This is a genomic window from Duncaniella sp. B8, assembly GCF_005304985.1.
GTDB classification, from domain to species: domain Bacteria; phylum Bacteroidota; class Bacteroidia; order Bacteroidales; family Muribaculaceae; genus Duncaniella; species Duncaniella muris.
The window spans coordinates 1180275-1204133 of the sequence record NZ_CP040121.1; the positions used below are offsets into that span (position 1 = coordinate 1180275).

A 23859-nucleotide genomic window follows, 5' to 3' on the forward strand; every position below is an offset into this window, starting at 1 on the left:
TATATTTATGATCTTTTTGGGGATTGATGTTGTGACAGAAATCAGAAGCGGATGCCTACGTTGAGATAGACCTTGATGCCCTGGGCGTAGAAATACTTGTTGGGGTATTTGGTCGAGTCGTAGTTGGTGTAGTCGAAGCGGCCCTGCTGGTAGGCGTAGGTCTGGATGTTTTTGTTGTTGAGGATGTTTTCAACGTTGAGGTTGAAGTTCATCGAGATCTTGCGGTTGATGTAGACGAGCTTGCCGACAGATGCGTTAAGGACGAAGGCGTCTTTGAGCTTGTCCTGCTCGGCGAGCTGGCCCATCTTGGCTTCGAGTTCCTCAAGAGTGGGATATTTCTCCCAGAGGTCGGGAAGAGCCTCGTGGCGGATCGGCGAGAGGTTTACGTAGGCGTCGCCCATCCATGAAGCGTTCACGTTGAAGAACCATGATTTGGGGGCAGCCCAGTCGATGCCGATGTTGGCTGCGGTCTGTGGAGTTCCGCCGATGTAGAAGTTCTTGAGATAAACGGTCTGGTTGATGTCGTCCATCATGCCGTTTTCATATGAGCGTGTGCCTTCGGGGCGGTTCTTGTACTGATAACGTGCGAAGGTTGCGGCTGCCGAGAGGGTGAGCGAGGGAGTGATCTTGTAGGCTGCGCCGATCTCGATGCCTTTGTAGCGGGTGTGTACGCCCTTGAGCACGTAGTTCATGAATGTTGAGTACTGGTCGTCATAGAAAGATGAGCGTTCGGTCTGGTCGAACATTTCGGTCCAAAATCCGGTGATTGCACCGCGGAAACGGCGGTAGTTCCAGGAGTATGATATGTCGCCTGAAAGGATGCGTTCGTTCTGGAGGCCGTCAATGGCGGTGTCTTTGATACGGGGCGAGATGTAGGCATATTCGAAGAGGGGTGCTACGGTCTCATATCCGGCGTGGGCCGAGATGAAGTTGCGTCCGTCGATCTTGTAGGTCGCGCCTGCTTTGAGAGCGCCTGTGTCGAAGCGGTGGGTAGCGCCCTTGCCGTAGGAGTTTTCGGGAGCGCGGCCGTTCTGCATCTGGCCGTCACGGAAGAACTGGGTGTAGCCGATCTTGAGGCCGTAGTTGATGTCCCACTGGGGAAGGGTGATGATGTTCTGGAGCCAGAAGTCACCGTGGAGGGCGTTGATGTAGTAGTCATAACCGAAGGTGTCGCCCTTGCCTACACGGCGGCTGGGGTTGCGGAGGTCGTTCTGGAGCATCTGCGGGTCGCTGGGGAAGTCGCGTTCGCTGTACTGGTCGATGTCGAGCCAGTATTCACCTCCGAGGAGGTCGCGGATGGTCTTGTAGTAGTGGGCGCGGGTGTAGTTGAAGCTTACGCCGGCCTGGAGGGTCATGTGGTCGTTGAGACGGTGGTTGAGCAGAGAGTTAAACATGAAGTTCAGCTGATTGCTGTGGCGGTTCTCAAGGATGTAGCTCGATGAGTGGTTGTCGGGGTTTCCACCGCGTCCGAACTGGTTGTTGAGGTAGTTGGCCTGGTAGAGCTTGTCCCAGTTGATCTGACGGAAGCTGTCATCGTGACGCCAGAGGTCGGTGTAGAGGTTGAAGGCTTCCTGGTTGTCGGCGAAGTAGCTGGGGAGGTAGCGGTAGTAGTCGGGACGGGGGTCGGCGGCGTTGTACCAGTTGAGAGCCGAGGTAGAGTAGTTGACGGCGCGGAATGCGGCACCGGTGTTCAGTGTGGTTCCGTTTTTGGGTTTCCAGATCCAGTTGAGCACGGCAGTGGGGTCGAATGTCTCAACAATCTTTGAAGAGCGCTTCTCGCCGTTCTGCCAGCCCCAGTTGGGGTTGTAGAGGTTGTTGCCGGTGAGCTGGTAGGCTTCTTCGTAGGTTGCGGAGTTGGTGGCGCGCTGGGTGGGGGCTCCCCAAACTGTGAGGTTCAATGAGTGCTTGTCATTGAACACTTTTTCAAGCGAGGCGAAGAGGCCGAAGGAGTTGTAGAAAGTTCCGTCGATCACGCCTTCATTGGCATAGCGTCCGATTGCTGAGACTGTGAATGCCCAGCCGTTCTTGTTGAGACCGGTCGAGTACATAGCCATAGCGCGGAGCATGTAGTTTGAGTTTGTGTAGGCAAGCGATCCGTTGAAGCCGGGAGCGTAGTGCGAGGCGCGGGTGTTGATGTCAGTTGCGCCGCCGATGTTGCCGAAGCCGAATGCGGCTGCTCCGAGGCCGAGAGCCGCAGTGCGGTCACGGAAAGCGCGGTTCATGCCGCCGAGGGTGGAGTAGTTAAAACGTCCGCGGGCCATGTCATTGAAGTTCACACCGTTGATGTAGGTTTCGGAGTATTTGGAGTCGTAGCCGCGAATGCGGAAGCGCATGGGCTGGAAGTCGTAGCTTGCGGAGTTGTAGTAGACGTCGTCGCTGGCGCCGGTGAGGGCTGCTATCGACTGTGCCGATCCTTCTTCGTCTTCAAGGAGGTTCTGGTCGAAGAGCATGTCATTCTGATCTTCATAGAAGACGTTGTTGAGGTTCGAGTCGAGCATCTTGATGATGCCGAGGTTGTCGATGACTCCGTTGACGATGTTGACGTTCATCGTGACGTCCTGATAGCCGTAGGCCACGATGACAAGCATGTCATCTCCGGCTTTGGCGGTGGAAATTCGGAACTCGCCCGAAGGGTCGGTCGTTGCCTGGAGTCCCTGGTTGTCGAGCATCACAGTTGCGCCCGAAACGGGAACGCCGGTGTTGGAGTCGACAACGGTACCGGCTACGCCTGTGGTCTGTGCAAGCGACGGTATTACGGCCGTCAGCAGCAGTAGCAGAAACAGTTTCAGTCTCATAAATTATTGATAATATGATTTTTGATGTTTTGATGTCGTTTTTTTTTCAATCCGGTTATGTCCGGTGTCAGTCGATGAATCCGCGCAGGCGGAGGTAGGCTTTGACGAGTTCTACGTTGTCTTTCATCTGCAGGCGTGAGGAGTCGAGCGTGAGGTCGTAGCTTTTGGCATCGCCCCAGGTCTTGTCAGTGAAGAAGTTGTAGTAGTCGGCGCGCCATTTGTTGGTCTTGCGGGCCATTGCTTCGGCTTTGTCGGCGGCGAGGGCATCGTTTCGGCCCATTATGCGGCGCACACAGTCGGCCATCGGAGCGTGGACAAAGATGTTGACGCAGCGGGGATGGTCGCGCAGGATGTAGTCGGAGCTTCGGCCTACCACCACAAACGATTTTTCCTGGGCAACGGACCGCAGGAAGTCGCTGATGCTTTTGTAGAGTCCGTCATCGGAGATTGATGATGCTCCGGTGTAGTAACACATCGGTGTCACGCCCATCGAGAAGCTGAAAAGACCCTGAAGGAAGGTTGGGAAGCGCTCGTCTTTCTTTTGGAAGAATTCGGGGTTTACTCCGGCGAGTTTGGCCGATTCGACAAGCAGTTCCTTGTCGTAGTAGGCTATGCCGAGAGCGTCGGCGAGGGCTTTGCCCAGTTCACGGCCTCCGCTGCCGAACTGTCGTCCGACGGTGATGACAAACGGAGGGCGGTGAGAGATGCGTGGGCTGGAATCGTTGTCCATCCTGTACAATATATTAAGGTGGTTAAACAAGAATCCCTGTTGGACGGGCGCTTACCGGCGTGTTACCTGCAGAAAGATTTCAGTCGGGAAGTGATCGGAGTATCCGTTGAGCCATGCGCCGGCTGCAAATGTGCGTTTGGGGTAACCCTGACGCTGGCCTTCGGTGTCAAAGAGGAAGTCGAAGTTGTTGACTTTGCAGGTTCTGTAGCAGAGGCGCGCGCCGTTTTTGTTGAGGAGTGTTCCGGAGACGATTATCTGGTCAAAGAGGTTCCACTGGCCTTTGTAGGCGAGGGTGCCGATGCCGCGGTCGAGGATTTTCCACCAGGGATTGTAGAACTGGTGAGGTCCGACGTTTTTCTCGTCGCGCTGCGCGCCGAGGCTTACGGCACATGATTTGTCCTGGGGGTCGTCATTGAGGTCGCCCATGATTATCACACCCTGGTTGGGACGGATGGCCCAGAGGGAGTCGGCGATCTGCTTTGACAAAGATGCCGCTGCTTCGCGCAGGTAGCTCGAACGCTCCTGTCCGCCAAGGCGCGAGGGCCAGTGGTTGACGATGACGCTGACGGTGTCTCCGCCAAGGATACCTGTAACACACATCTGGTCGCGTGTGCGGAAGCTTTCGTAGCCCGGAATCACAAGGCGGTGGTTTGTGACATCGAGGACTTTGAATAGGCGGGGGTTGTAGAGGAGGCCTACGTCGACGCCGCGGCGGTCAGGCGAGTCGTGGTGCACGACCTGCAGACGCCACTGGCGGATGTCTTTGGCGCGCACGAGGTCGTCGAGACAGCTTTTGTTTTCAATTTCAGAGACACCGATGATTGCCGGGCCCATCGGAGTGTTTTTGGTCACCATCTTGGAGATGCAGTAGGCCAGATTGTTGATTTTGCTCCAGTATTTGGAACCGTTCCACTGACGGGCACCGTTGGGAGAGAATTCAAGGTCATACTGGCCGTTGTTGTTGATGGTGTCAAACAGATTCTCAAGGTTGTAAAAAGCCACCCCGTAGACGAGGGGCTGCTTCGGGTCAGACTGGGCCGACGCACCAAACGCCATCAGCACAGCCAACAGCGGGAGTAGGAAAATCCTCTTCATAAGATTGATCAACAGTATTTTACGAGAAGTTTTTAAAAGACAATAATACAAGCCGGACACAACAGATATGCGCCACGGCTCTTTATCACGGTGTAAAAATAGTAATTATTTCACATCTATCCCAATATTAGCGGCTAAAAAATTATCACTGCAGACTGAAAATTGCTGAACGGTCTGTGCTGACAATCAGAAGATAAGCCTCGGCGAGAGGCTCCGTTAAACTTTATTGATTAAATTATTGTTAAACGTCAGCTTTATTATTGTCGGCAGAATGACTCTCTTAACAGATTTTTGTTAACTTTGCGAGTGATTTGGCAACGATTTGTCAGAAAACTATTATTCTATAAGATTGTTTTAGAATATACTGATCATCAACATACACACACCATACCAATTAACATGGCAAAAGTCACAAAAGAAATGGCGCTGGACTATCACCGTTATCCGCGCCCCGGAAAAATCGAAGTAATCCCCACCAAACCCTATGCCACCCAGGCCGACCTGGCCCTGGCCTACTCTCCCGGCGTGGCCTATCCCTGCCTTGAGATCAAAGACAATCCTGACGATGTTTACAAATATACCGACAAGGGCAATCTTGTGGCCGTGATCTCCAACGGCACGGCAGTGCTCGGTCTGGGCAATATCGGCGCTCTGGCCGGCAAGCCCGTGATGGAAGGCAAGGGTCTGCTTTTCAAAATATTCGCGGGTCTCGACTGCTTTGACATTGAAGTCGACGAGACCGACCCCGACAAGTTTATAGATATCGTCAAGGCTCTCGGCCCGACTTTCGGCGGCATCAACCTCGAAGACATCAAGGCGCCTGAGTGTTTCAAAATCGAAGAGCGCCTGAAGGCCGAAATGAACATCCCCGTGATGCACGACGACCAGCACGGCACGGCCATCATCTCGGCCGCCGCTCTGCTCAACGCCATCGAGATCCAGGGCAAGAAGATAGAAGAGATTCGTCTGGTGGTCAACGGCGCAGGCGCGGCAGCCGTGTCATGCACCAAGCTCTACTGCGCTCTTGGCGTGAAGATGGAAAACGTGGTGATGTGTGACAGCAAGGGTGTCATCAGCCACAAGCGCACAGACCTTAACCCGCAGAAGGCACAGTTTGCCACCTCGCGCGAGATCACGACCCTGGCCGAGGCTATGGTTGACGCCGATGTGTTCCTCGGCCTCTCGGTCAAGGATGTGGTGACCCCTGAAATGGTCAAGAGCATGGCACCGAAGCCTATCGTGTTCGCTCTGGCCAATCCCGATCCGGAGATCGCCTACGAGACAGCAATGGCCGCCCGCCCCGACATCATCATGGGCACAGGCCGTTCGGACTACCCCAACCAGATCAACAATGTGCTGGGCTTCCCCTACATCTTCCGCGGCGCTCTTGACTGCGGCGCGTCGGAGATCAACGAGACGATGAAGATCTATGCCGTAAGGGCCATTGCAGAACTCGCCAAGAAACCCGTACCACCGGTGGTGAGCGCTGCCTACAACCGCTCAGACATCCACTTCGGCCGCGACTACATCATCCCCACCCCCTTTGACCCGCGCCTGCTCACATCAGTGGCTCCCGCTGTGGCCAGAGGCGCAATGGACAGCGGAGTGTCACGCCGCCCGATCACCGACTGGGACGAATATGACGAAAAACTCCGTCTTCTCAAAGGCAACGACCGCAAGTTTACCCGCCGCCTGAACGAGGCAGCGCGCACCAACCCGAAGCGAGTGGCCTTCGGCGAGGCCAATACCGACAATATGCTCCGCGCCGCCGCCATCGCTGCTGCCGACGGTCTGTGCATCCCCATCCTGCTCGGCAACGAGGAGATGATCGAGAAACGCGCCCAGCGCCTCGGCCTCAACATAGAGGGAATCGAGATCGTCAACCTGCGCCACGACCGCGAGGCTCCGCGCCGCGAACGCTATGCGGCCATGCTGACCACCAAGCGCCAGCGCCAGGGCGAGAATTTCGAAAGCGCTCTCGACAAGATGTTTGACCGCAACTATTTCGGCATGATGATGGTGGAGACCGGCGATGCCGATGCCTTCATTGCCGGAACCCGCTCGGCCAACAATCCTACCGCGGACATAGCCCGCGAGGTGATAGGTCTGCGCGACGGGTTCAAGCACTTCGCAGCCATGCATGTGCTCGAAACCTCGAAGGGCACATACTTCCTGGCCGACACCATGATCAACGGCACCGCCGACGAGGAGACTCTGACCGACATCACCCGTCTGGCCCACGATGCGGTGAAGTTCTTCGCCCACGAGCCTGTCATGGCCCTCGTCTCATACTCGAACTTCGGCACCAATTCTGAAACCGAGCCGAAGACGGTGCACAACGTTGTCAGCAAACTCCATGAGGAGAATCCGGATATGATCGTAGACGGCGAAATGCAGGTCAACTATGCCCTGAACCGCGCCGTGCGCGACAAGGCTTATCCCTTCACCCGCCTCTACGGCAAGGATGTCAACACACTGGTGTTCCCCAACCTCAGCGCGGCCAATGCGGCTTACCGCATCATGCTTGAAATGGGTGTCGGCGAGTCGATCGGCCCGATCCAGATGGGTCTGAAGAAGCCTGTCCACTTCATGAACGTTGACGCGGAGGTGCGTGACATCATCAATGTCATCGCCATCGCAGGCCTCGACGCCGCCACTCTCGAAAACATGAAGTAAGAAACAGCCGGGAGGGTGTTGCCATAAAACACCCTCTAAAAAACCTAAACCCGGAAGAGCGTTTGTTACGGATGCTCTTCCGGGTTTCTTTATAAAACTAATTTATCTTGGCCGATAGCTGACAGCATGAGTGATACGGACGAGGCTGCGATGCGTGGCCGGCCCAGGGCTCATGGCTCCAAGAGGCGATCAATCATCGTCATCATCGTGATGATGATGGTGCTTCTTGTGCTTCTTATGTTTCTTATGCTTTTTATGATGGTGATGGTCGCCTCCGTCAGGGAAGTCATATTTATATTCATGCTCCATGCCCCAATGGGTTCTTACTGTGCCGCAAGAACTTGTCAGGCCGGACCCGACAAAGGCCAACAGGAGTCCGATAATATAAGCGAAAAATCTCTTGCGTCTCATAATCAGCAGGTAAACGTGAGTTAATCTATATAAGGTTGTTTTTAAACCACCTCTTAAGTATGATCAGGCGTTGAACACCTTCAGGATTTCTAACGTTAGTTATGATAAAAATGTTTATCACCGTTTAATTTTTTCTCATGTATTTTGCGTAATTTTGTGGCTAATGCCCGGTTAAACCATTTCGGCCGGGAGGTGTCATATCCAGAAATGACCGACTGTCGTTTCATCTGTAATTCAAGATATCAAAAACCACTGACCAAGTATAGATTATGAAAAAAATATTCCTCGTACTGTTGCTGGCAGTCACTGCCATCATAAGCGCAAGCGCCAAAGACAAAGCCGAAATGACATTTGTCAAAACCGCCCACGATTTCGGCACCATCAAGGCCGACGGGGGTGCTGTCACCGCCGTCTATGAGTTCACCAACACCGGATCGGCTCCGCTGACCATCATCAATGTGAGCAACGGCGGCTGCGGCTGCACCAAGCCCTCTTTCCCCAAAAAGCCAATAGCTCCGGGCAAAAAAGGCGAGATAAAGATTACTTTCCAGCCCAAGGGACGCGCCGGAGAGTTCAACCGCACGGTCAAGGTGAAGTCAAACGCCACGAAATCACGCATCAACCTTACGTTTAACGGTGTAATCATTCCTGAAACCAAATGATCAGACTGCGCACTATCGCCGCCATGCTCTTAGGCTCGGCGGCTTTCATGGCCCATGCCGACGGCCGGGGTATCTGGCTTGAACAGAAGCACGATTTCGGGGCTTTTGACGAGGATCTGGGCACTGTCTACTGTGACTTCCGCCTGGTCAACGCCTCTGACGAGCCTATAGCCATAATCAGCGCGCGTGCCAACTGCGGATGCACCAAACCGGAGTATTCGCGCGATCCGATAGCTCCGGGCGACACGGCCGTGATCCGCGTGGGCTTCGACCCCAAGGGGCGGCCGGGACGCTTCGTGAAATACGTCAACGTCGATCTCGATTCAGACCCCAAGCGCACGTCACTGACCATCCAGGGCACTGTGATCGGCGCGTCAAACACTCTGAAATCGCGCTTCCCGCTGACGCTCGGCCCGATGAAACTGCGCGGCGACATGATAAGCTACGGAAATATCTACAGCGGCCATACCGGCGGGCAGTATCTCGAATGCTACAATGCGTCGGCCGATACGATCCGCCCGCAGGTGATCAGCAAGCCGTCATATATAAATGTGATCATGCAGCCGGCCGAAGTTCCGCCGGGCGACAGATTCGTGATCTCGACCGTGTTTCACGGTGACCGGGTCAAGACCTGGGGCATAGTGACCGACTCGATGACGATAGCTCCCGATGCCGGATCGGCCGAGCGGATGAAGATCGAGACCGTGGCCATCATAGGCGAGGATTTCTCGAAGCTCACAGCCAAGGAGCGCGCCAACGCTCCGGTGATAGACACTGACGAGACTGCCATTGACCTGCGGCGCATCATCCGCGGCGACGCTCCGCTGAAGCGCACGTTTACCATCGTCAACAAAGGTAAGTCGAATCTGCTGATCCGCCGCATCCACTGTCCGGAAAAGGCTGTGGATGTCAGACTCAAATCCGACAAGATCAAACCGGGTAAGAGCGAGAAGGTGGAGGTGACGGTCAATCCGGCCCTCATCGGCGACACCGAACTGCTCAACGCCCGCATCAATATCATAGCCAATGATCCGGACCATCCCTCGACTATGGTCCGCGTAGTTGCCGAAGTAAAATAAGAGGTTGTCAGAAAACAGTCTCCAAGCATTCACTCATAGACCCACACACAGTCAAGCATCACATCAGTCATGGAACATATTGAAAACGACGATCAGTTCGGCGGCCTCACCGTCAACAAGGGCGTGAGCCAGCCTCCGGTAGTCAACCCCTATCTCAAACGCCGCAAGCGCAAGGCGCTGCCGAGCGCGGGCGAACTCGTGGAAGGAATACTCAAGGGCGACATCACCACCCTCGCCCGCGCCGTGACCCTCGTGGAAAGCCTTTCGCCCGACCATCAGGCCATAGCCCAGGAGGTGATAGAGAAATGTCTGCCCCACTCCGGGAAGTCGCGCCGCATAGGCATCACGGGAGTGCCCGGAGCCGGCAAAAGTACCTCTATAGACGTTTTCGGGCTCCACGTACTCAAGGGGGGCGGCAAACTTGCCGTGCTTGCCATCGATCCGTCAAGCGAACGCACCAAAGGGAGTATTCTCGGCGACAAGACCCGCATGGAGAAACTTTCGGTGCACCCTGACGCCTTTATCCGCCCCAGCCCTTCGGCAGGATCGCTCGGCGGCGTGGCCCGCAAGACGCGCGAGACCATAGTGCTCTGCGAAGCCGCCGGCTTCAACAATATCTTTGTGGAGACCGTAGGTGTGGGCCAGAGCGAGACAGCCGTGCACTCGATGGTCGACTTCTTCCTTCTGATCCAGCTCGCCGGCACCGGCGATGAGCTCCAGGGCATCAAGCGCGGCATCATGGAGATGGCTGACGGTATAGTGATCAATAAGGCCGACGGCGACAACATTCAGCGCGCACAGCTCGCGCAGGCACAGTTCCGCAGTGCTCTCCACCTCTTTCCGCCTACGGAATCAGGCTGGAGCCCGGAGGTGCTGACCTATTCGGGTTATTTCGAACTGGGAATTCCTGAGGTGTGGGACATGATAGACCGCTATTTCGCCTTTGTGGACGCAAACGGCTATTTCGAGCGCAAGCGCAGTCAGCAGGCCCGCTACTGGATGTATGAGACGATCGATGAGCAGCTCCGCGCCCATTTCTACAATAATCCTGAAATCGAGCAGATGCTTGCCGCCAAGGAGATCCGTGTGCTGAACAATCAGCAAAGCTCGTTTACAGCCGCCCGCGATATTCTCGACCGCTATTTCAACCGCTCGCTCTGAATGGGTCTGTTCTGAGCCGGACTGTTCAAAATCCGGGATGAAAGGCTCTCTCAGCGATGGCTGAGAACCCTGCGCAGACGGCGGACAAGCGCCATAGTATAACGATAGAGCGGGTTCGGGGCCGACACGATATCGGTGGCCATAGTCTCGGCCATAGTCATCGGAGCTTCGGTGCCGAACTGGCCCGGATAGAGCACTATGAGATTTGTATTGGCAAAGTATTTCTGCAGATATTCCGGCACGGTGTCCATGTCACTGTCAAACGATACCGATGAGCGGCGCGCACTCACCACTATGAGCAGATCATCGTCATTGACTTCCGCTGATTTCAACACGAAATCGTCATAACTTCTAACCTCGGCAAACGACATCCGTATGCCGAGGTTGCTTTGTCTTACGACCGTGCGGATCAGCGGCACAGTCGACTCCTCGCACCAGAATTCAATGCGACAGCCTATCTGGCGGCAGAGGTTGCCTACGGCCTGCACCCAGCGGCGGAATCCGGTTTCGAACTGGGCTTTCTTCGGCACGGCCACAAGGATGCGGGTGACAGTGTTGAGCGGGATGAAGCAGCGCGGCATGACCACCATGCGATTGGTGGAGCGCAGAAGCTGCTCCACTTTCTCGCCAAGGAAAGAGTCGATGATGCTTGTGCGACGGTGGAGGCCTACGATCAGTTCGGTTATGTCACGCTCCTCCATTGTGTTGAGCACTCCGGTTATGAAGTTGAGATCGAAGCGCTCTATGGGAGTTAGCGTGGTCTCGACGGCTGCAGCGGCTCTTTCGGCCACGTCAAGAGAATTGCGGCCTATGGCACGGGCCGACGCAGAATTGTCGTTGCGCACATGCAGCGCATAAAGATCGCCCGCCACAGAGCTGTCAGGGAAGCGCATCGAGAGGGCGAGGTCTACAATTCCGGGGGCTGTCAGCGGATTCGAGATGGCTATCAGGGTGCGCGGATGGGCGGCGGAATCGTCTTTAGAGTTTTCTTCCTCTTCCTGCTCAAGCATCTGGACCTTGATGCGCGAGGCTGCCCGCTCGGTTCCAAATGATGAGACTGTGCAGGTGACAAGGATCATGACCACCGTGCCGTTCAGCACCTGGATATCAAACAGATGCAGTTCATAGCCGATCATGACCACTGCGAGGGCCACGGCGGTGTGGGCGTTGGAGAGCTGATACATCATGGAGCGGTCAACCGGTGTCAGCCCGTAGACTTTCTGAGTGACAAGGGCGGCGAGCCATTTCGAGGCCATAGCCACGGCGCTCATCACGGCGGCGGTGTAGAGGGTACCCCAGCCGTCAAGCACGACACGCAGGTCGATCAGCATACCGACTCCTATAAGAAAGTAAGGGATGAAAAGAGCGTTGCCCACAAACTCAAGGCGCCCCATCAGAGTGGACCGCGCCGGGATGAAGCGGTTGAGCACCAGCCCGGCGAAGAAGGCGCCGAACACCCCCTCAATGCCTATGAACGAGGCGAGGGCGGCGGCTCCGAACACAGCCACCATCACGTAGATGAACTGGCTGATGCCGTCGCTGTAGTGCTTGAAGAAGTAGCGCGTTATGCGTGGGTAGAGATATGTGATGCCTACGCAGTAGAGGGCGAGATAGAAGAGCACCGGAACCAAGGAGCCCAAGGAGCCGTCGCGGTAGACACCGAGAACACCTGCAAGCACTATCAGCGATCCGAGCACGGTCATGATGGTGCCGGCTATGGCTATGATTACGGCCGGCGATTTGGTGACTCCGAATCGGTTTACAATAGGATAGGCTATGAGGGTGTGGGCTGCGAACATCGAGGCAAGCAGCACGGCCTCAAGCAGGTGCATGCCGAGCGCGGCCATCGCGGTGAGCGTTCCTAAAAGCAGTGGTATTATAAAGGTGAAGGCTCCGAAAGCCATGCCTTTGCGCAGGTTCTTGCGCAGGTGGTACATGTCAATTTCGATTCCGGCCAGAAACATGAGGTAGAGTATGCCTACCTGGCCGAAGACTTCGAAGCTCATGTCGCGGGCAAGCAGATTGAGCCCGTAGGGGCCTACGGCGACTCCGGCGATGATCAGTCCGATTACCTGCGGAATCTTCAGCCTGCTGAGCACGAGAGGTGTCAGCAATATAATGGCCATCACCGTCAGAAATATGGGTACGGGGGCGGTGATCAGAGGCGCAGTGGAGGGTATGGCAAATGACAGTAACATCGCAGTGCAAAATTACTCAAAAGTGCCCGAATTCCGCAAGTGCTGAAATGAAATTTTCACTGAAAAGACTGATTGAATGAACAAAGAGCTGCTAAAAAAGCGGGTCCCCCGCTCTGAGTGCATTGCGCACCCTGAGCGGGGGACGGTATGGTCAGTGAGCCGGATCTGAGGCGCGGGCTTGCGGAATTCAGCGGATGGCTTCGATCACATAAGTGGCTCCCGGCTCAGTGGGGAGATCATAGAGAGAGGTGGCGGGAAGTTCGAGCGCCGGGATCTTGGAGCTGTCTTTTATAACGGGTTTCGGGATGGAGTAGACGCTGTTGAGCGCGTTGGTGTTGGCTCCTTCAGCCGCTTTCAGAGGCTGGCCGCCGGCAAGACGGAGAGCCGAGGCGGAACGCAGGCGGAGATTGCCGCCGAGAGTCGAGCGGACGGTTGCCGACACGAGTTTTCCGTCGGCCCACTTCATGTCAGTGATCTCGAAACCGCCACGGGTGCGGAGACCTTTGACAGAACCCTTGGGCCAGGCATCGGGCAGAGCGGGGAGCAGGTGGACGGCTCCGTCGTGGCTCTGGACAAGCATTTCGGCTATGCCGGCGGTGCAGCCGAAGTTGCCGTCGATCTGGAACGGCGGGTGGGCGTCAAACATGTTGGCATACGTGCCGCCATCCTGATCCTTGATGGTGACGTTGGGATCTTTGAGGCGGAGCTGGTTGCGGATGAGCTTCATGGCGTGGTTGCCGTCGAGCAGTCGGGCCCAGAGGCAGACTTTCCAACCCATAGCCCAGCCACGGCTGGCGTCACCACGTCCGATGAGCGATTTTTTGGCTGCCTGGAAGAGTTCGGGGTTGGTGTATGGCGAGATCTGGTTGCCGGGATAAAGCCCCCAGAGGTGCGAGACGTGTCGATGGCTGCTGCGCTCCTTGTCCCAGTCTTCAAGCCATTCCTGGAGCTGGCCGTATTGACCTACGTGCATGGGAGGCAACTGAGCCTTGAGCGAGTCGAGGCCGGCGGCAAATTCGCTGTCCACTCCGAGCACTCCGGCAGCAAGAGCGGTGTTGTTGAGCAGGTCGTAGACCATCTGATTGTCCATAGTCACGCCGCTGAACACTGCAAGGCTCCGTTTCTTGCCTCCGGCATCCTCATAGGAACCGAGTCCGGGGTGGTTTTCAGGAGAATTTGAGGGGGAGACCACCTTGTAGCCGCTCTTCGGGTCGGTGACAAGGAAATCCTGATAGAATTCGCAGGCACCTTTGAGCACGGGATAGACCGATGCAAGCCAGGCCTTGTCGCCGGTGTAGAGATAGCGTTCCCACAGGTGAGAGGCGAACCAGGCGTTGCAGGTTGGCCAGATGCTGCACGAGGCATTGTCGACCGATCCGGTAGAGCGCCAGAGGTCGGTGTTGTGGTGGAGAGTCCAGCCGCGGCATCCATACATTTTTTCAGCCGATTCGCGTCCGGTGACGCTGACATCTTTCACAAGCTGAAGGAAGGGATCGTGACACTCGCTGAGGTTGGTGACCTCGGCAGGCCAGTAGTTCATCTCGACGTTGATGTTGGTGGTGTATTTGCTGTCCCATGCGGGATACTGTCCGGCATCGGGGTTCCAGATACCTTGCAGATTGGCAGGCTGTGTGCCGGGCTGTGAGGAGCAGATGAGCAGGTAGCGGCCAAACTGGAAGTACATGGCGGCAAGACCGGGGTCGTCAGACGAGGCGAATTCGGCTATACGGGTGTCGGTCGGCTTGGCCTCCTGCACGGGGTTGTGGCCGAGATCGAGGCTGACGCGGTTGAACATCGAGGCATAACGCGCGCTGTGGTCTGCCTTGGCGCGGGCATAGTCGCGGTCAAAGGCCGAGAGTGCGGCCATAGCCTTGGCATCGCTGTCGCCTGAAATGTCTTTATAGTTTTCAAAGTTGGTGGCGGAGGCCACGATGATCAGTGCGCTGTCGGCATTTTTGACCGTCAGCGTGCCTTTTGAGCGGTCGGCGCTCTGCTTTCCGCCATCGGCTATGATCTGTATATAGGTGGTGGCATGCAGGAGGTTGGGGATATTCTCCATTTCCGGCTGTCCGGGGAAGGAGCTTACCCGCAGCAGATTGTCGCTGCCTTTGACTACTTCGGCCGAGGTTTTGACGCGCTTTTCCTTTTCAGGGCCTTTGAATGAAGTAGTGAAGCTGATCTTGCCGCCTTTTGAGGCTGTCAGACGCATGACAAGCACGTTGTCGGCAAGTGAGGTGAAGATTTCGCGGTTGTAGCCCACACCGTCGGCGGTGTAGCTCACGCGGGCCACTGCGTCGGTCAGGTCGAGGGTTCGCGAATAGTCTGTCGGGGTTGCTTTCGGAGTCTTGAAGTCGAGCACGATGTTGCCGAGCGATTCATAGGCCATGCCGTGGGCGGTCACATTGATGTCAGCGGTGATGTTTGACATGGCCAGACGCTGAGCCTGCTCGTAGTCTCCGCGGTTGATGCAGTCACGTATTTCCTGCAGGTGGGCTTTGGCGTTGGGATTGATGTTGTTGTAGGGACTTCCGGCCCAGAATGTGTCTTCGTTGATCTGGATGGTGTCACTTGTCACACCTCCGTAGACCATCGCTCCGAGGCGACCGTTGCCGAGCGGAAGGGCCTCAAGCCAGTAATCGGCCGGGCGGTCATAACGCAGAGTCAGATAGTTCTGAGCCATAAGAGGGATAGCCGTCACGGCCATCATCATGTACATAAAAAGTTTTTTCATTCGGTATAGTTACTTTAGGTATAATTGTTTTATACAGGTTTCATGGGTTCAATCAGAAGGATGCTCAGTTTTTTGTCAGGGCGGTCTCTTCCCAGATGTAGAGGCGATCGGAGGGACGGATTTTGCGCGGCACCTTGATGGAGAAACTCTGGCCTTTCTTCACCACGGGCACGGGGTCGTAGTCCAGACGAAGTTCCTCGACAGTCATGATGATTGCTCCGGTGTCGGTTCCGGTGATTACCACCTCGTCGCCCACATGGAGTTCGCCGCCTTCCATCAGGAACTCCCCTACTCCGAGTTTCGGGAAATAGCGCACACCTTTGGCCAGATAGCGCTTTACGCGGGTGGCCGACGAGCCGTATTTGGCCGACCATTCGCCGAGGCGCTGGCCGAGATAGTAGCCGTTCCAGAAACCGCGGTTGAAGATCTTGGAGAGTTCTTCGTCCCAGCGGGCTATGCGGTCTTCGGTGAACTCGCCGCGGCAGATGGCCTCAATGGCTTCCGAGTAGGCCTGAACGGCGATTTTGACATACTCTGGACCGCGGGCGCGGCCTTCGATCTTGAACACTCTGACTCCCGCGTCGATCATCTTGTTGAGGAAGTGAATGGTCTTCAGATCCTTAGGCGACATGATGTATTTGTTTTCCACGGCAAGTTCGTCGCCAGTCTCGCGGTCGGTGACGGTGTAGCCGCGACGGCATATCTGAGTACAGGCTCCGCGGTTGGCGCTTGAGTTCATCTCGTGGAGGCTGAGATAGCATTTGCCTGAAACGGCCATGCAGAGCGCTCCGTGGCAGAACATTTCGATGCGCACTCTCTGCCCGTGGGGTCCGCGGATGTCCTCGCGCTCGATGGCGTCATGGATGGCCTTGACCTGGTCGAGATTAAGTTCGCGGGCAAGCACCACCACGTCGGCATATTGCGCGAAGAAGCGTACGGCTTCGATGTTTGTGACATTGAGCTGTGTGGAGATGTGGACCTCCACTCCGATGCTTCGGGCATAGCTGATGGCGGCGATGTCACTGGCTATGATGGCTGAGATTCCGCTGTCGCGCACGGCCTCGATGACGGCGCGCATCTTGTCGAGTTCGTTGTCATAGATGATCGTATTGACCGTGAGATAGGTCTTGACTCCGGCCCGGTCACAGATGGAGGCAATGTTGCGCAGGTCGTCAAGCGTGAAGTTGACCGATGAGCGTGAGCGCATGTTCAGCCCTTCGACACCGAAATATATGGCATCGGCTCCGGCCTCGATAGCGGCGTGGAGCGACTCGTAGCTCCCGACGGGAGCCATTATTTCAAAATCCTTTCTGTTCATATTCTGCAAAGGTACTACAAAACGCAAAAAAATACAAACTGCATAGCACAGCCAAGGCTCTCCGCACGGCTCTTTCATTTAAAAATGCTTGGAATTTTCAAAGTGCATGACTGATAGTTAGTTAAAAGTCATTAACCCTTTTATCCAAAATGAGATTAATACAGCCATTGCGTAACTGCTACATATAACTACTTGATTAACAGTGGCGCATTGTAGCATCAAAGTTAAATGAAAGAGCCTTGATTATGTTATCGTTATGCACCGGTGACTTTCAGCGCTCAGAAGAGTGGAGCGTCAGATGGTGCGGCCGGGATAGGCCTTGAGAGCTTCGGAAAGGATCTTCATGGCGCGGGCGAGGTCAGCCTTGTTGAGCACGTAGGCCATGCGGACTTCATCGTGGCCCATGCCGGGAGTGGTGTAGAAGCCTGAGGCTGGGGCCATGAAGATGGTCTCGCCGTTGAGATCGAAGTCTCTCAGACACCACTGGCAGAAGTCATCGGCATTGTCAACCGGGAGTTTGACCACGGTGTAGAATGCGCCCATCGGTATCGGGGTGTAGCAGCCGGGTATCTTATTGATCTCATCGATGAGGAACTTGCGGCGCTCCACATATTCATTATATGTGGCGAGCATGTAGTCAGGCGTGGTGTCGATCGAGGCTTCGGCCACGATCTGGCCAAGCAGAGGCGGGCTGAGACGCGCCTGGCAGAACTTCATGACGTTTGTTTTGAGTTCAGGATGCTTGGTGATGAGCGCGCCGACGCGGATGCCGCATTCGTTGTAGCGCTTGGACACAGAGTCGACCAGCACCACCTGCTCCTCTATTCCCGGCAGATGGAAGGCCGAGATGTAAGGGGCACCGGTGTAGCAGAATTCGCGGTAAACTTCGTCAGAGAAGAGGAAGAGGTCATATTTCTTGACCAGATCGCGGATCTGGAGCATCTCTTTCATGGTGTAGAGATAGCCGGTCGGGTTGTTTGGATTGCAGATGAGTATGCCTTTGGTGCGCGGGGTGATCAGTTCCTCGAATTTTTCAACCGCCGGAAGCGCAAAGCCCTGGTCGATGTTCGATGGAACGGTGACGATCTTCGCACCGGCTGAAATGGCGAAGGCCATGTAGTTGGCATAGGCGGGTTCGGGAACAATGATCTCGTCGCCGGGATCGAGACAGGCCATGAAGGCGAAGAGCACAGCCTCGGAACCACCGGTTGTGACGATGATGTCATCGACATCCACGTCAATACTGAAGCGGTGGTAGTATTCACGAAGTTTTTCGCGGAGCGACATGAGTCCGGCCGAGGGACTGTATTCAAGCACCTTGCGGTCAATATTTTTCAGAGCTTCAAGACCCTCAGGAGGAGTCGGTACATCGGGCTGGCCTATGTTGAGATGATAGACCTTGATTCCACGTGCTTTGGCATCATTTGCCAGAGGGGCAAGACGTCTGATCGGCGATGCAGGCATCAGAGTGCCGCGTTCGGAAACTTTTGGCATAGGCTTCAGAGGGTGTTTTCGTTGATGGTGATAAAAATTTCCTTGTCGACAGGGGTCAGCTCCTTGTGTCGGCGCGCCATCATGCGGGTGGCGGTGTCAAAGAAGCGATCCATGATCACAGGCTTCATGCCGAGAGTAGACCCCTCGGTGAACGAGGGTATGAACGTGCGCGGGAAACCGGCTCCGTAGAAGTTCACGCCTACGCCGACAACCGTGGCGGTGTTGAACATCGTGTTGATGCCGGCCTTCGAGTGGTCGCCCATTATCAGGCCGCAGAACTGCAGGTCGGTCTTGATGAAAGAGTTTTCCGCCATGCTCCAGACTCTGACAGGGGCATAGGTATTCTTGAGATTCGAGGCGGTGCAGCCTGCTCCGAGGTTACACCATTCGCCGATCACGGCGTTGCCGAGGAATCCGTCATGTGCTTTGTTTGAGTATCCGGTCATTACCACGTTGTTGAGTTCGCCGCCCACTTTGCAGTATGGGCCGAGGGTTGTGGCGCCGTAGATCTTGCCGCCCATGTTGACCACGGCATGTTCGCAAAGGGCTATCGGGCCGCGCAGACATGCGCCTTCCATGATTTCGGCGTCGCGGCCCACATAGACCGGGCCTTTGGTCACGTTGATGATCGCACCCTCTACCGTGGCTCCCTCTTCGATGAAGAGCTGCGAGGGATCGCCGATCAGACGGCATGTATCGCTCAGGGGTTGCGACTCGCGTCCGGCAGTCAGGCAGGCGAAGTCGCGGCGCAGGGCTTCGTCGTTGAGCATGAAGATGTCCCAGACGTGGTTGAGGGCAAGCGGATTGCCTTCATAGGCCTTGGTTTTCTGCGGTTCGCCGTTGCCGCGGCGGGCTATGATGGCGGCGCCCTGAGTCAGGGCTTCGCCGGGTTCGAGCGAGAGAATGGCTTCCACAAGTTCCTGATCAGGGTGGAGATTGCCGGCAATGAAGAGGTTGTCGCCGTCGGCGGCCTCTATCATGGGATATTTTGCAGACAGATAGTCCTGGGTGCTGTAGGAATAGGTGCCGGGGATGGCTTTCTGCCATTTTTCCGACAGAGTGGTGATGCCGTGGCGCAGCAGTGCCACAGGGCGGGTAAGGGTGAGGGGAAGCAGCCCCGCACGTGCTTCGACCGGGTCGAAGAGTATTATATTTTTCATATCCGGATTGTATTCTTGTTTTAATCTATTACTTTCTGCAAAAATACTAAATTTTTCAGACAAATGGCACCATCGGCCAACAATCTTTTGCGGCTGCAGACGGGGCAGGATCATCGGAACTTCTGCAAAGATATAACTCCCGGCCGCCGAAAGAGTGCGATAATGCGGTGTCACGGGCTACGAGTAAATCTGCGTCCTCCGGACGCCCATCCGGACCGGCTGCGGAAGCTGCCGTCAGGCCGTCTCCCCCCTCTCAGCCATAAAAAGCAACCCTGACAAACAGCTTGGCAGTCAGTCAGGGCGATTGTCTCCTGAAGTTCTTTAATTCTATAGTGGAAGAGACCGGGTTATTATATATAGTAAGTCAGGTTTAAATTGCATGTCGTTCTGTTTTTATGCGATTAAAGCCTGTGCTTACGGTCTTATTGCAGATTCCTCTGACGGCCAAGCGGTTTCACCTGTTTCCCGACAATAAGAATCCGATACGCAAAAGCCCGCGGAAACGGGGGCTTAATCACATATTCAGGATTCTGTCAGACGGGATACAGAACTTGGTGTTTCAAACTGCTGTCATTCAACGGAGAAGAGCCGTCCCATCACTTTCAGCCATCGCCCTCCCTCCGGAGGCGCAACCGGCCGAATTGCCGAGGTGATGTAATCTCCTGACCCGCCCAAAAGCAGGTTTTGCATTGCAAAGATAGAGATTAGTTGCTTATCAGACAAACCGGCATAAATATTTGGCCGGCCCGGACGGTTAAAAAATCTTAACAGATGTTTTTTCATTATTCCTGCTCCGAAAAACTTTTTACCTTTGCACTTGAAAAGAAACACCAAATCGGTTGCAATCCTTGGACTGATAAAAAATTTTACGCATTAAATTCACTTTTTGAGACTAAGGACAAAGGCAACTGCACTGAGCGGTCTCGTCGCGACGACGCAACGGCAAGTGACCAACTTGGTGTAAGTGTAAGTATGATATAATCTCTACATTATTGGAAAGGGATAGTTTCCTTTCATCACCGAAAGGAATCTATTTCGATTCAATGACGCCTTTTGGCTTTAGTCCTGTTGCTCCTTGATAGAAAGGGGCAGCGGACAATTTTTTTATACACCCCCCTGCTCTTTCGGGGCAGACAGACTGTTACGGTGAAGCAATATTCCGCGCGCGGGCGCGTTACTATAATATATATAATGATATTTTCAGAGGCAACAGTGTGGAGGATGCGCGGGCTGTTAAGGGCCGGGCTTCTCGTGGCGGTCGTGGCGCTTGTCGCGGCCTTTTCGGCTTGTTCGCCTAAGAAAAACACCGCGGCCACCCGTAACTATCAGGCTTTCATCACCCGCTACAATGTCTATTTCAACGGCGACGAGCATTTCAAGGAGACGCTCAAGGAGATGGAGCGCGCCTATGAGGACGACTATTCGGCCCAGGTGCTGATGCACCCTGTCGAGGCCTATTCCAACCCCAAGGCCCCGCAGCCGTCAGGCTCTTTCACCCGCTCGATCGAAAAGGCGCAGAAGGCCATACAGCTCCACAGCATCAAGAAGCGCCCGCGCCGCAAACCGGGCCACAGCAATGATCCGGAATACAAGAAATGGCTCAAACGCGACGAGTATAACCCCTTCCTCCACAACGCCTGGATGATGATGGGGCGCAGCCAGTATTTCAACGGCGACTTCCTCGGCGCGGCTTCCACCTTCTATTATATAGCCAAGCACTTCGGCTGGCTCCCAGAGACCGTTACCGAAGCCAAGCTCTGGCAGGCCCGGAGCTACTGCGCTCTTGACTGGCTCTTCGAAGCCGAGACCATACTGGTGCGCATCAAGCCCGATCAGCTGACAAGCAGCAGGCTGAAAGAGCTTTACAGTTTCACATATGCCGATTTCTACGTGCGCTCCCATGACAACGCCAAGGCCATCCCCATGCTGCGCGAGGCTATCGGATATGCCAAGGGTCCGCAGAAAACACGCCTCAGATTCCTCCTTGGCCAGCTCTACAGCGCCGAGGGCGATGCATCGGCGGCCTACGAGGCCTACCGCAAGGCCGGAAAATCGGCCGGAGCCTCATACCGCACCAAGTTCAACGCCCGCATCAAGCAGAGCGAGGTGTTTCAGGGGGCCGACATAAGCCCTGAGGTCAAGGCCCTGCAGCGCATGACCCGCTATGACCGCAACAAGGAGTATCTCGACCAGATCTATTATGCCATAGGCAATCTCTATCTCTCGCGGCGCGACACCGCCAATGCAATAGCCAACTATGTGCTTGCAGCCGAAAAGTCGACCCGCGGAGGCATCGAGAAGGCCATCTCGCAGGTGACGCTCGGCGGTCTCTACTTCGACCGCCACCGCTATGACCTCGCACAGCCATGCTATGCCGAAGCCGTCCCGCAGTTGCCCGACAATTACCCCGATCTGGCCCGCCTGCAACGCCGGTCAGACGTGCTCGACGAACTTGCTGTTTACTCTCAGAACGTGACTCTCAACGACTCACTGCTGCGTCTGGCAGCCATGCCGGAAGAGCAGCAGTTAGCCGTGATCGACAAAATCATATCCGACCTCAAAAAGAAAGAAAAAGAAGAAGCCGAGGCGGCCAAGCGCGAGGAGTATCTCGCTCAGCAGGAAGCCCTCGGCTCGAACCTCAACAACAGTTCGGCTTCGGCACCGACCACGTTTACGCTCAACACCGACAAGTCGTGGTACTTCTACAACACGGCCACCCGCAATGCCGGACGCACCGACTTCCAGCGCCGCTGGGGCTCGCGTAAGCTCGAAAACGACTGGCGCCGGCGCAACAAATCGTCATTCAGCATGGACGATTTCAGCGGTGACGGCGACGAGTCAGACGCAGACCCCGACAGCGGAGCCGACGAAGCCGACGACTCCTCAGCCGACAAGGCCGACAAAGAGCAGGAAGCAAAGGCCAACGACCCGCACCACCGCGAGTATTACCTGCGCCAGATTCCCAAGACCGATGTGGAGAAAACCACTGCCGGCGAGGTGATCCAGGAAGGGCTCTACAATTCCGGACTCATACTCAAAGACAAGCTCGAAGACTTCGATGCGGCCGATGAGGAATGGCGCCGGCTGATGAACAGCTACCCTGACAACGTCTACCGCCTCGACATCTACTACAATCAGTATCTGATGAACGTGCGCCGCGACCGTCAGGCCGAGGCCGAGCGCTACCGCCAGCTCATACTCAGCGAATTTCCCGACTCAAAATATGCCCAGGCAATGGCCGACCCGAACTATATCGACAAGCTGCGCTCCATGCTCGCCCGCCAGGAAGAACTTTATGAGAACGCCTACAGCGACTATCTCGCCGACCGCAACCCGCAGGTCCATCAGGCCTACGAGACAATGGCGCGCGACTATCCCCTCTCGCCGCTCATGCCGAAGTTCATGTTTCTCCACGCCCTGGCCTACGTCACCGAAAACAAGCCCGAAGAATTCGGCACCACCCTCAGGGAACTGCTCGAACGCTATCCGGAAACCGACATGACCCCGATGGCCTCGTCATATCTCAAAGGCCTTGCCCAGGGCCGGAAACTCCACAGCGGCACCTCCAACATGCGCAGCATGATCTGGGATATCCGCCTGACCAACGACTCGACCCTGCTTGACGGCGAAGCCGCCGATCTTGACTTCACGCTCGCACCGGAAGAGCCCCACTATCTGGTGTTGCTCTTCTCCACCTCGCAGATCTCGCCCAACCAGCTGCTCTTCGATGTGGCCCGCCACAACTTCACCACCTACATGGTGCGCGACTTCGACCTCGAAGTCATGAACTTCGGGCAGCTCGGCCTTCTCCTCGTCAAGGGATTCAGCAATGAAGCCGAGCTCAACCACTACCGCTCGCTGCTCAGCCAGGACCGCGGTGTCATCATACCCGAAGGAGTGCGCCCCGTGCAGATAAGCAAGAGCAACTTCGAGAAACTGCTCCAGGGAGGCGGATCGTTTGACGACTACTTCCGCTTCATCGGCGAAGAAAGCGTCCGCGAGACCCATGAATCAGTCCTGCCACCCGAAGAATATCCGGCAGCATCTGAAATGTACACCCCCGAACCAAACACGGAGACCCCTGAAGCCCCCGCAGAGCCTGCTACAGCAAAGCCTACTACAGCAGAGCCTACACAAACAAGCCCCGCAGAGCCAAAAGCGCCCCAAAAGCCCCAATCCCCCAGCCTCCCCAGCACTCCCAAAACTCCCAAAACTCCCAGCTCTCCCAAAACTCCCGCCCCGCCCAAAAAGCCAACCTCGCCTCCGGTCTACCCTGACTATCCCCTCGGCAGCGAAGGCGATGAAGACTGACCCTCCACCAAAACCCCATAACCAACCCCAACCGACAG

Annotated in this window: 15 protein-coding genes; 5 read left to right on the plus strand and 10 right to left on the minus strand. The window is 55.7% G+C overall.

All coding sequences use genetic code 11. From position 1 onward, the window contains the following. Positions 1-41: 41 nt before the first annotated feature. The 3 genes from FDZ78_RS05265 to FDZ78_RS05275 all read right to left on the minus strand — a co-directional run bounded on the left by FDZ78_RS05265 (position 42) and on the right by FDZ78_RS05275 (position 4620). Complete coding sequence (locus tag FDZ78_RS05265; RefSeq protein ID WP_123397958.1) at positions 42-2795, minus strand: carboxypeptidase-like regulatory domain-containing protein; 2754 nt, start codon at positions 2793-2795, stop codon at positions 42-44. 67 nt (positions 2796-2862) lie between these two features. Continuing rightward, positions 2863-3525: an AAA family ATPase gene (locus FDZ78_RS05270; protein ID WP_107032956.1), complete on the minus strand. Its 663-nt coding sequence runs from the start codon at positions 3523-3525 to the stop codon at positions 2863-2865. Positions 3526-3576: 51 nt separating this feature from the next. Further along, positions 3577-4620, minus strand: a complete 1044-nt coding sequence (locus tag FDZ78_RS05275) for an endonuclease (protein ID WP_107032957.1) — start codon at positions 4618-4620, stop codon at positions 3577-3579. Positions 4621-5019: 399 nt separating this feature from the next. Between FDZ78_RS05275 and FDZ78_RS05280 the strand changes: the two genes are divergently transcribed. Further along, the gene (locus FDZ78_RS05280) at positions 5020-7296 is read left to right on the plus strand and encodes an NADP-dependent malic enzyme (RefSeq protein ID WP_123397957.1); all 2277 of its coding nucleotides are present in this window, start codon (positions 5020-5022) and stop codon (positions 7294-7296) included. 189 nt (positions 7297-7485) lie between these two features. Here the strand turns inward: FDZ78_RS05280 and FDZ78_RS05285 are convergent, their stop codons facing one another. Next, positions 7486-7707, minus strand: a complete 222-nt coding sequence (locus FDZ78_RS05285) for a hypothetical protein (RefSeq protein WP_133166551.1) — start codon at positions 7705-7707, stop codon at positions 7486-7488. 269 nt (positions 7708-7976) lie between these two features. Between FDZ78_RS05285 and FDZ78_RS05290 the strand changes: the two genes are divergently transcribed. The 3 genes from FDZ78_RS05290 to meaB all read left to right on the plus strand — a co-directional run bounded on the left by FDZ78_RS05290 (position 7977) and on the right by meaB (position 10609). After that, on the plus strand, positions 7977-8369 hold the full coding sequence (locus FDZ78_RS05290; protein WP_240740349.1) for a DUF1573 domain-containing protein: 393 nt from the start codon (positions 7977-7979) through the stop codon (positions 8367-8369). Next, a complete protein-coding gene (locus FDZ78_RS05295; RefSeq protein ID WP_136408170.1) occupies positions 8366-9448 on the plus strand; it encodes a DUF1573 domain-containing protein in 1083 nt (360 codons plus the stop codon). The genes FDZ78_RS05290 and FDZ78_RS05295 overlap by 4 nt, the downstream gene beginning before the upstream one ends. 69 nt (positions 9449-9517) lie before the next feature. After that, a complete protein-coding gene (gene meaB, locus FDZ78_RS05300) occupies positions 9518-10609 on the plus strand; it encodes a methylmalonyl Co-A mutase-associated GTPase MeaB (protein ID WP_107032962.1) in 1092 nt (363 codons plus the stop codon). 50 nt (positions 10610-10659) lie between these two features. Here meaB and FDZ78_RS05305 read toward each other — a convergent pair whose 3' ends face one another. The 6 genes from FDZ78_RS05305 to FDZ78_RS05330 form a co-directional block, all read right to left on the minus strand. Continuing rightward, positions 10660-12807, minus strand: a complete 2148-nt coding sequence (locus tag FDZ78_RS05305; protein ID WP_136408171.1) for a cation:proton antiporter — start codon at positions 12805-12807, stop codon at positions 10660-10662. A gap of 187 nt (positions 12808-12994) precedes the next feature. Next, a complete protein-coding gene (locus FDZ78_RS05310) occupies positions 12995-15538 on the minus strand; it encodes a glycoside hydrolase N-terminal domain-containing protein (protein WP_123397952.1) in 2544 nt (847 codons plus the stop codon). 64 nt (positions 15539-15602) lie between these two features. Then, positions 15603-16856 (minus strand): peptidase U32 family protein, encoded by a 1254-nt coding sequence (locus FDZ78_RS05315; protein WP_123397951.1) that lies wholly within the window; start codon positions 16854-16856, stop codon positions 15603-15605. Between the two features lie 294 nt (positions 16857-17150). After that, a complete protein-coding gene (locus FDZ78_RS05320) occupies positions 17151-18350 on the minus strand; it encodes a pyridoxal phosphate-dependent aminotransferase (RefSeq protein ID WP_107032237.1) in 1200 nt (399 codons plus the stop codon). A gap of 5 nt (positions 18351-18355) precedes the next feature. After that, positions 18356-19510, minus strand: coding sequence for a putative sugar nucleotidyl transferase (locus FDZ78_RS05325; protein ID WP_123397950.1), 1155 nt, complete (start codon positions 19508-19510; stop codon positions 18356-18358). A 570-nt stretch (positions 19511-20080) separates the two neighbouring features. Beyond that, entirely contained in the window at positions 20081-20293 is a 213-nt protein-coding gene (locus tag FDZ78_RS05330; protein ID WP_136408172.1) for a hypothetical protein, read from the minus strand. 408 nt (positions 20294-20701) lie between these two features. Here FDZ78_RS05330 and FDZ78_RS05335 point away from each other — a divergent pair, with 408 nt between their 5' ends. Next, a complete protein-coding gene (locus FDZ78_RS05335) occupies positions 20702-23821 on the plus strand; it encodes a tetratricopeptide repeat protein (RefSeq protein ID WP_205746911.1) in 3120 nt (1039 codons plus the stop codon). Positions 23822-23859 lie beyond the last annotated feature (38 nt).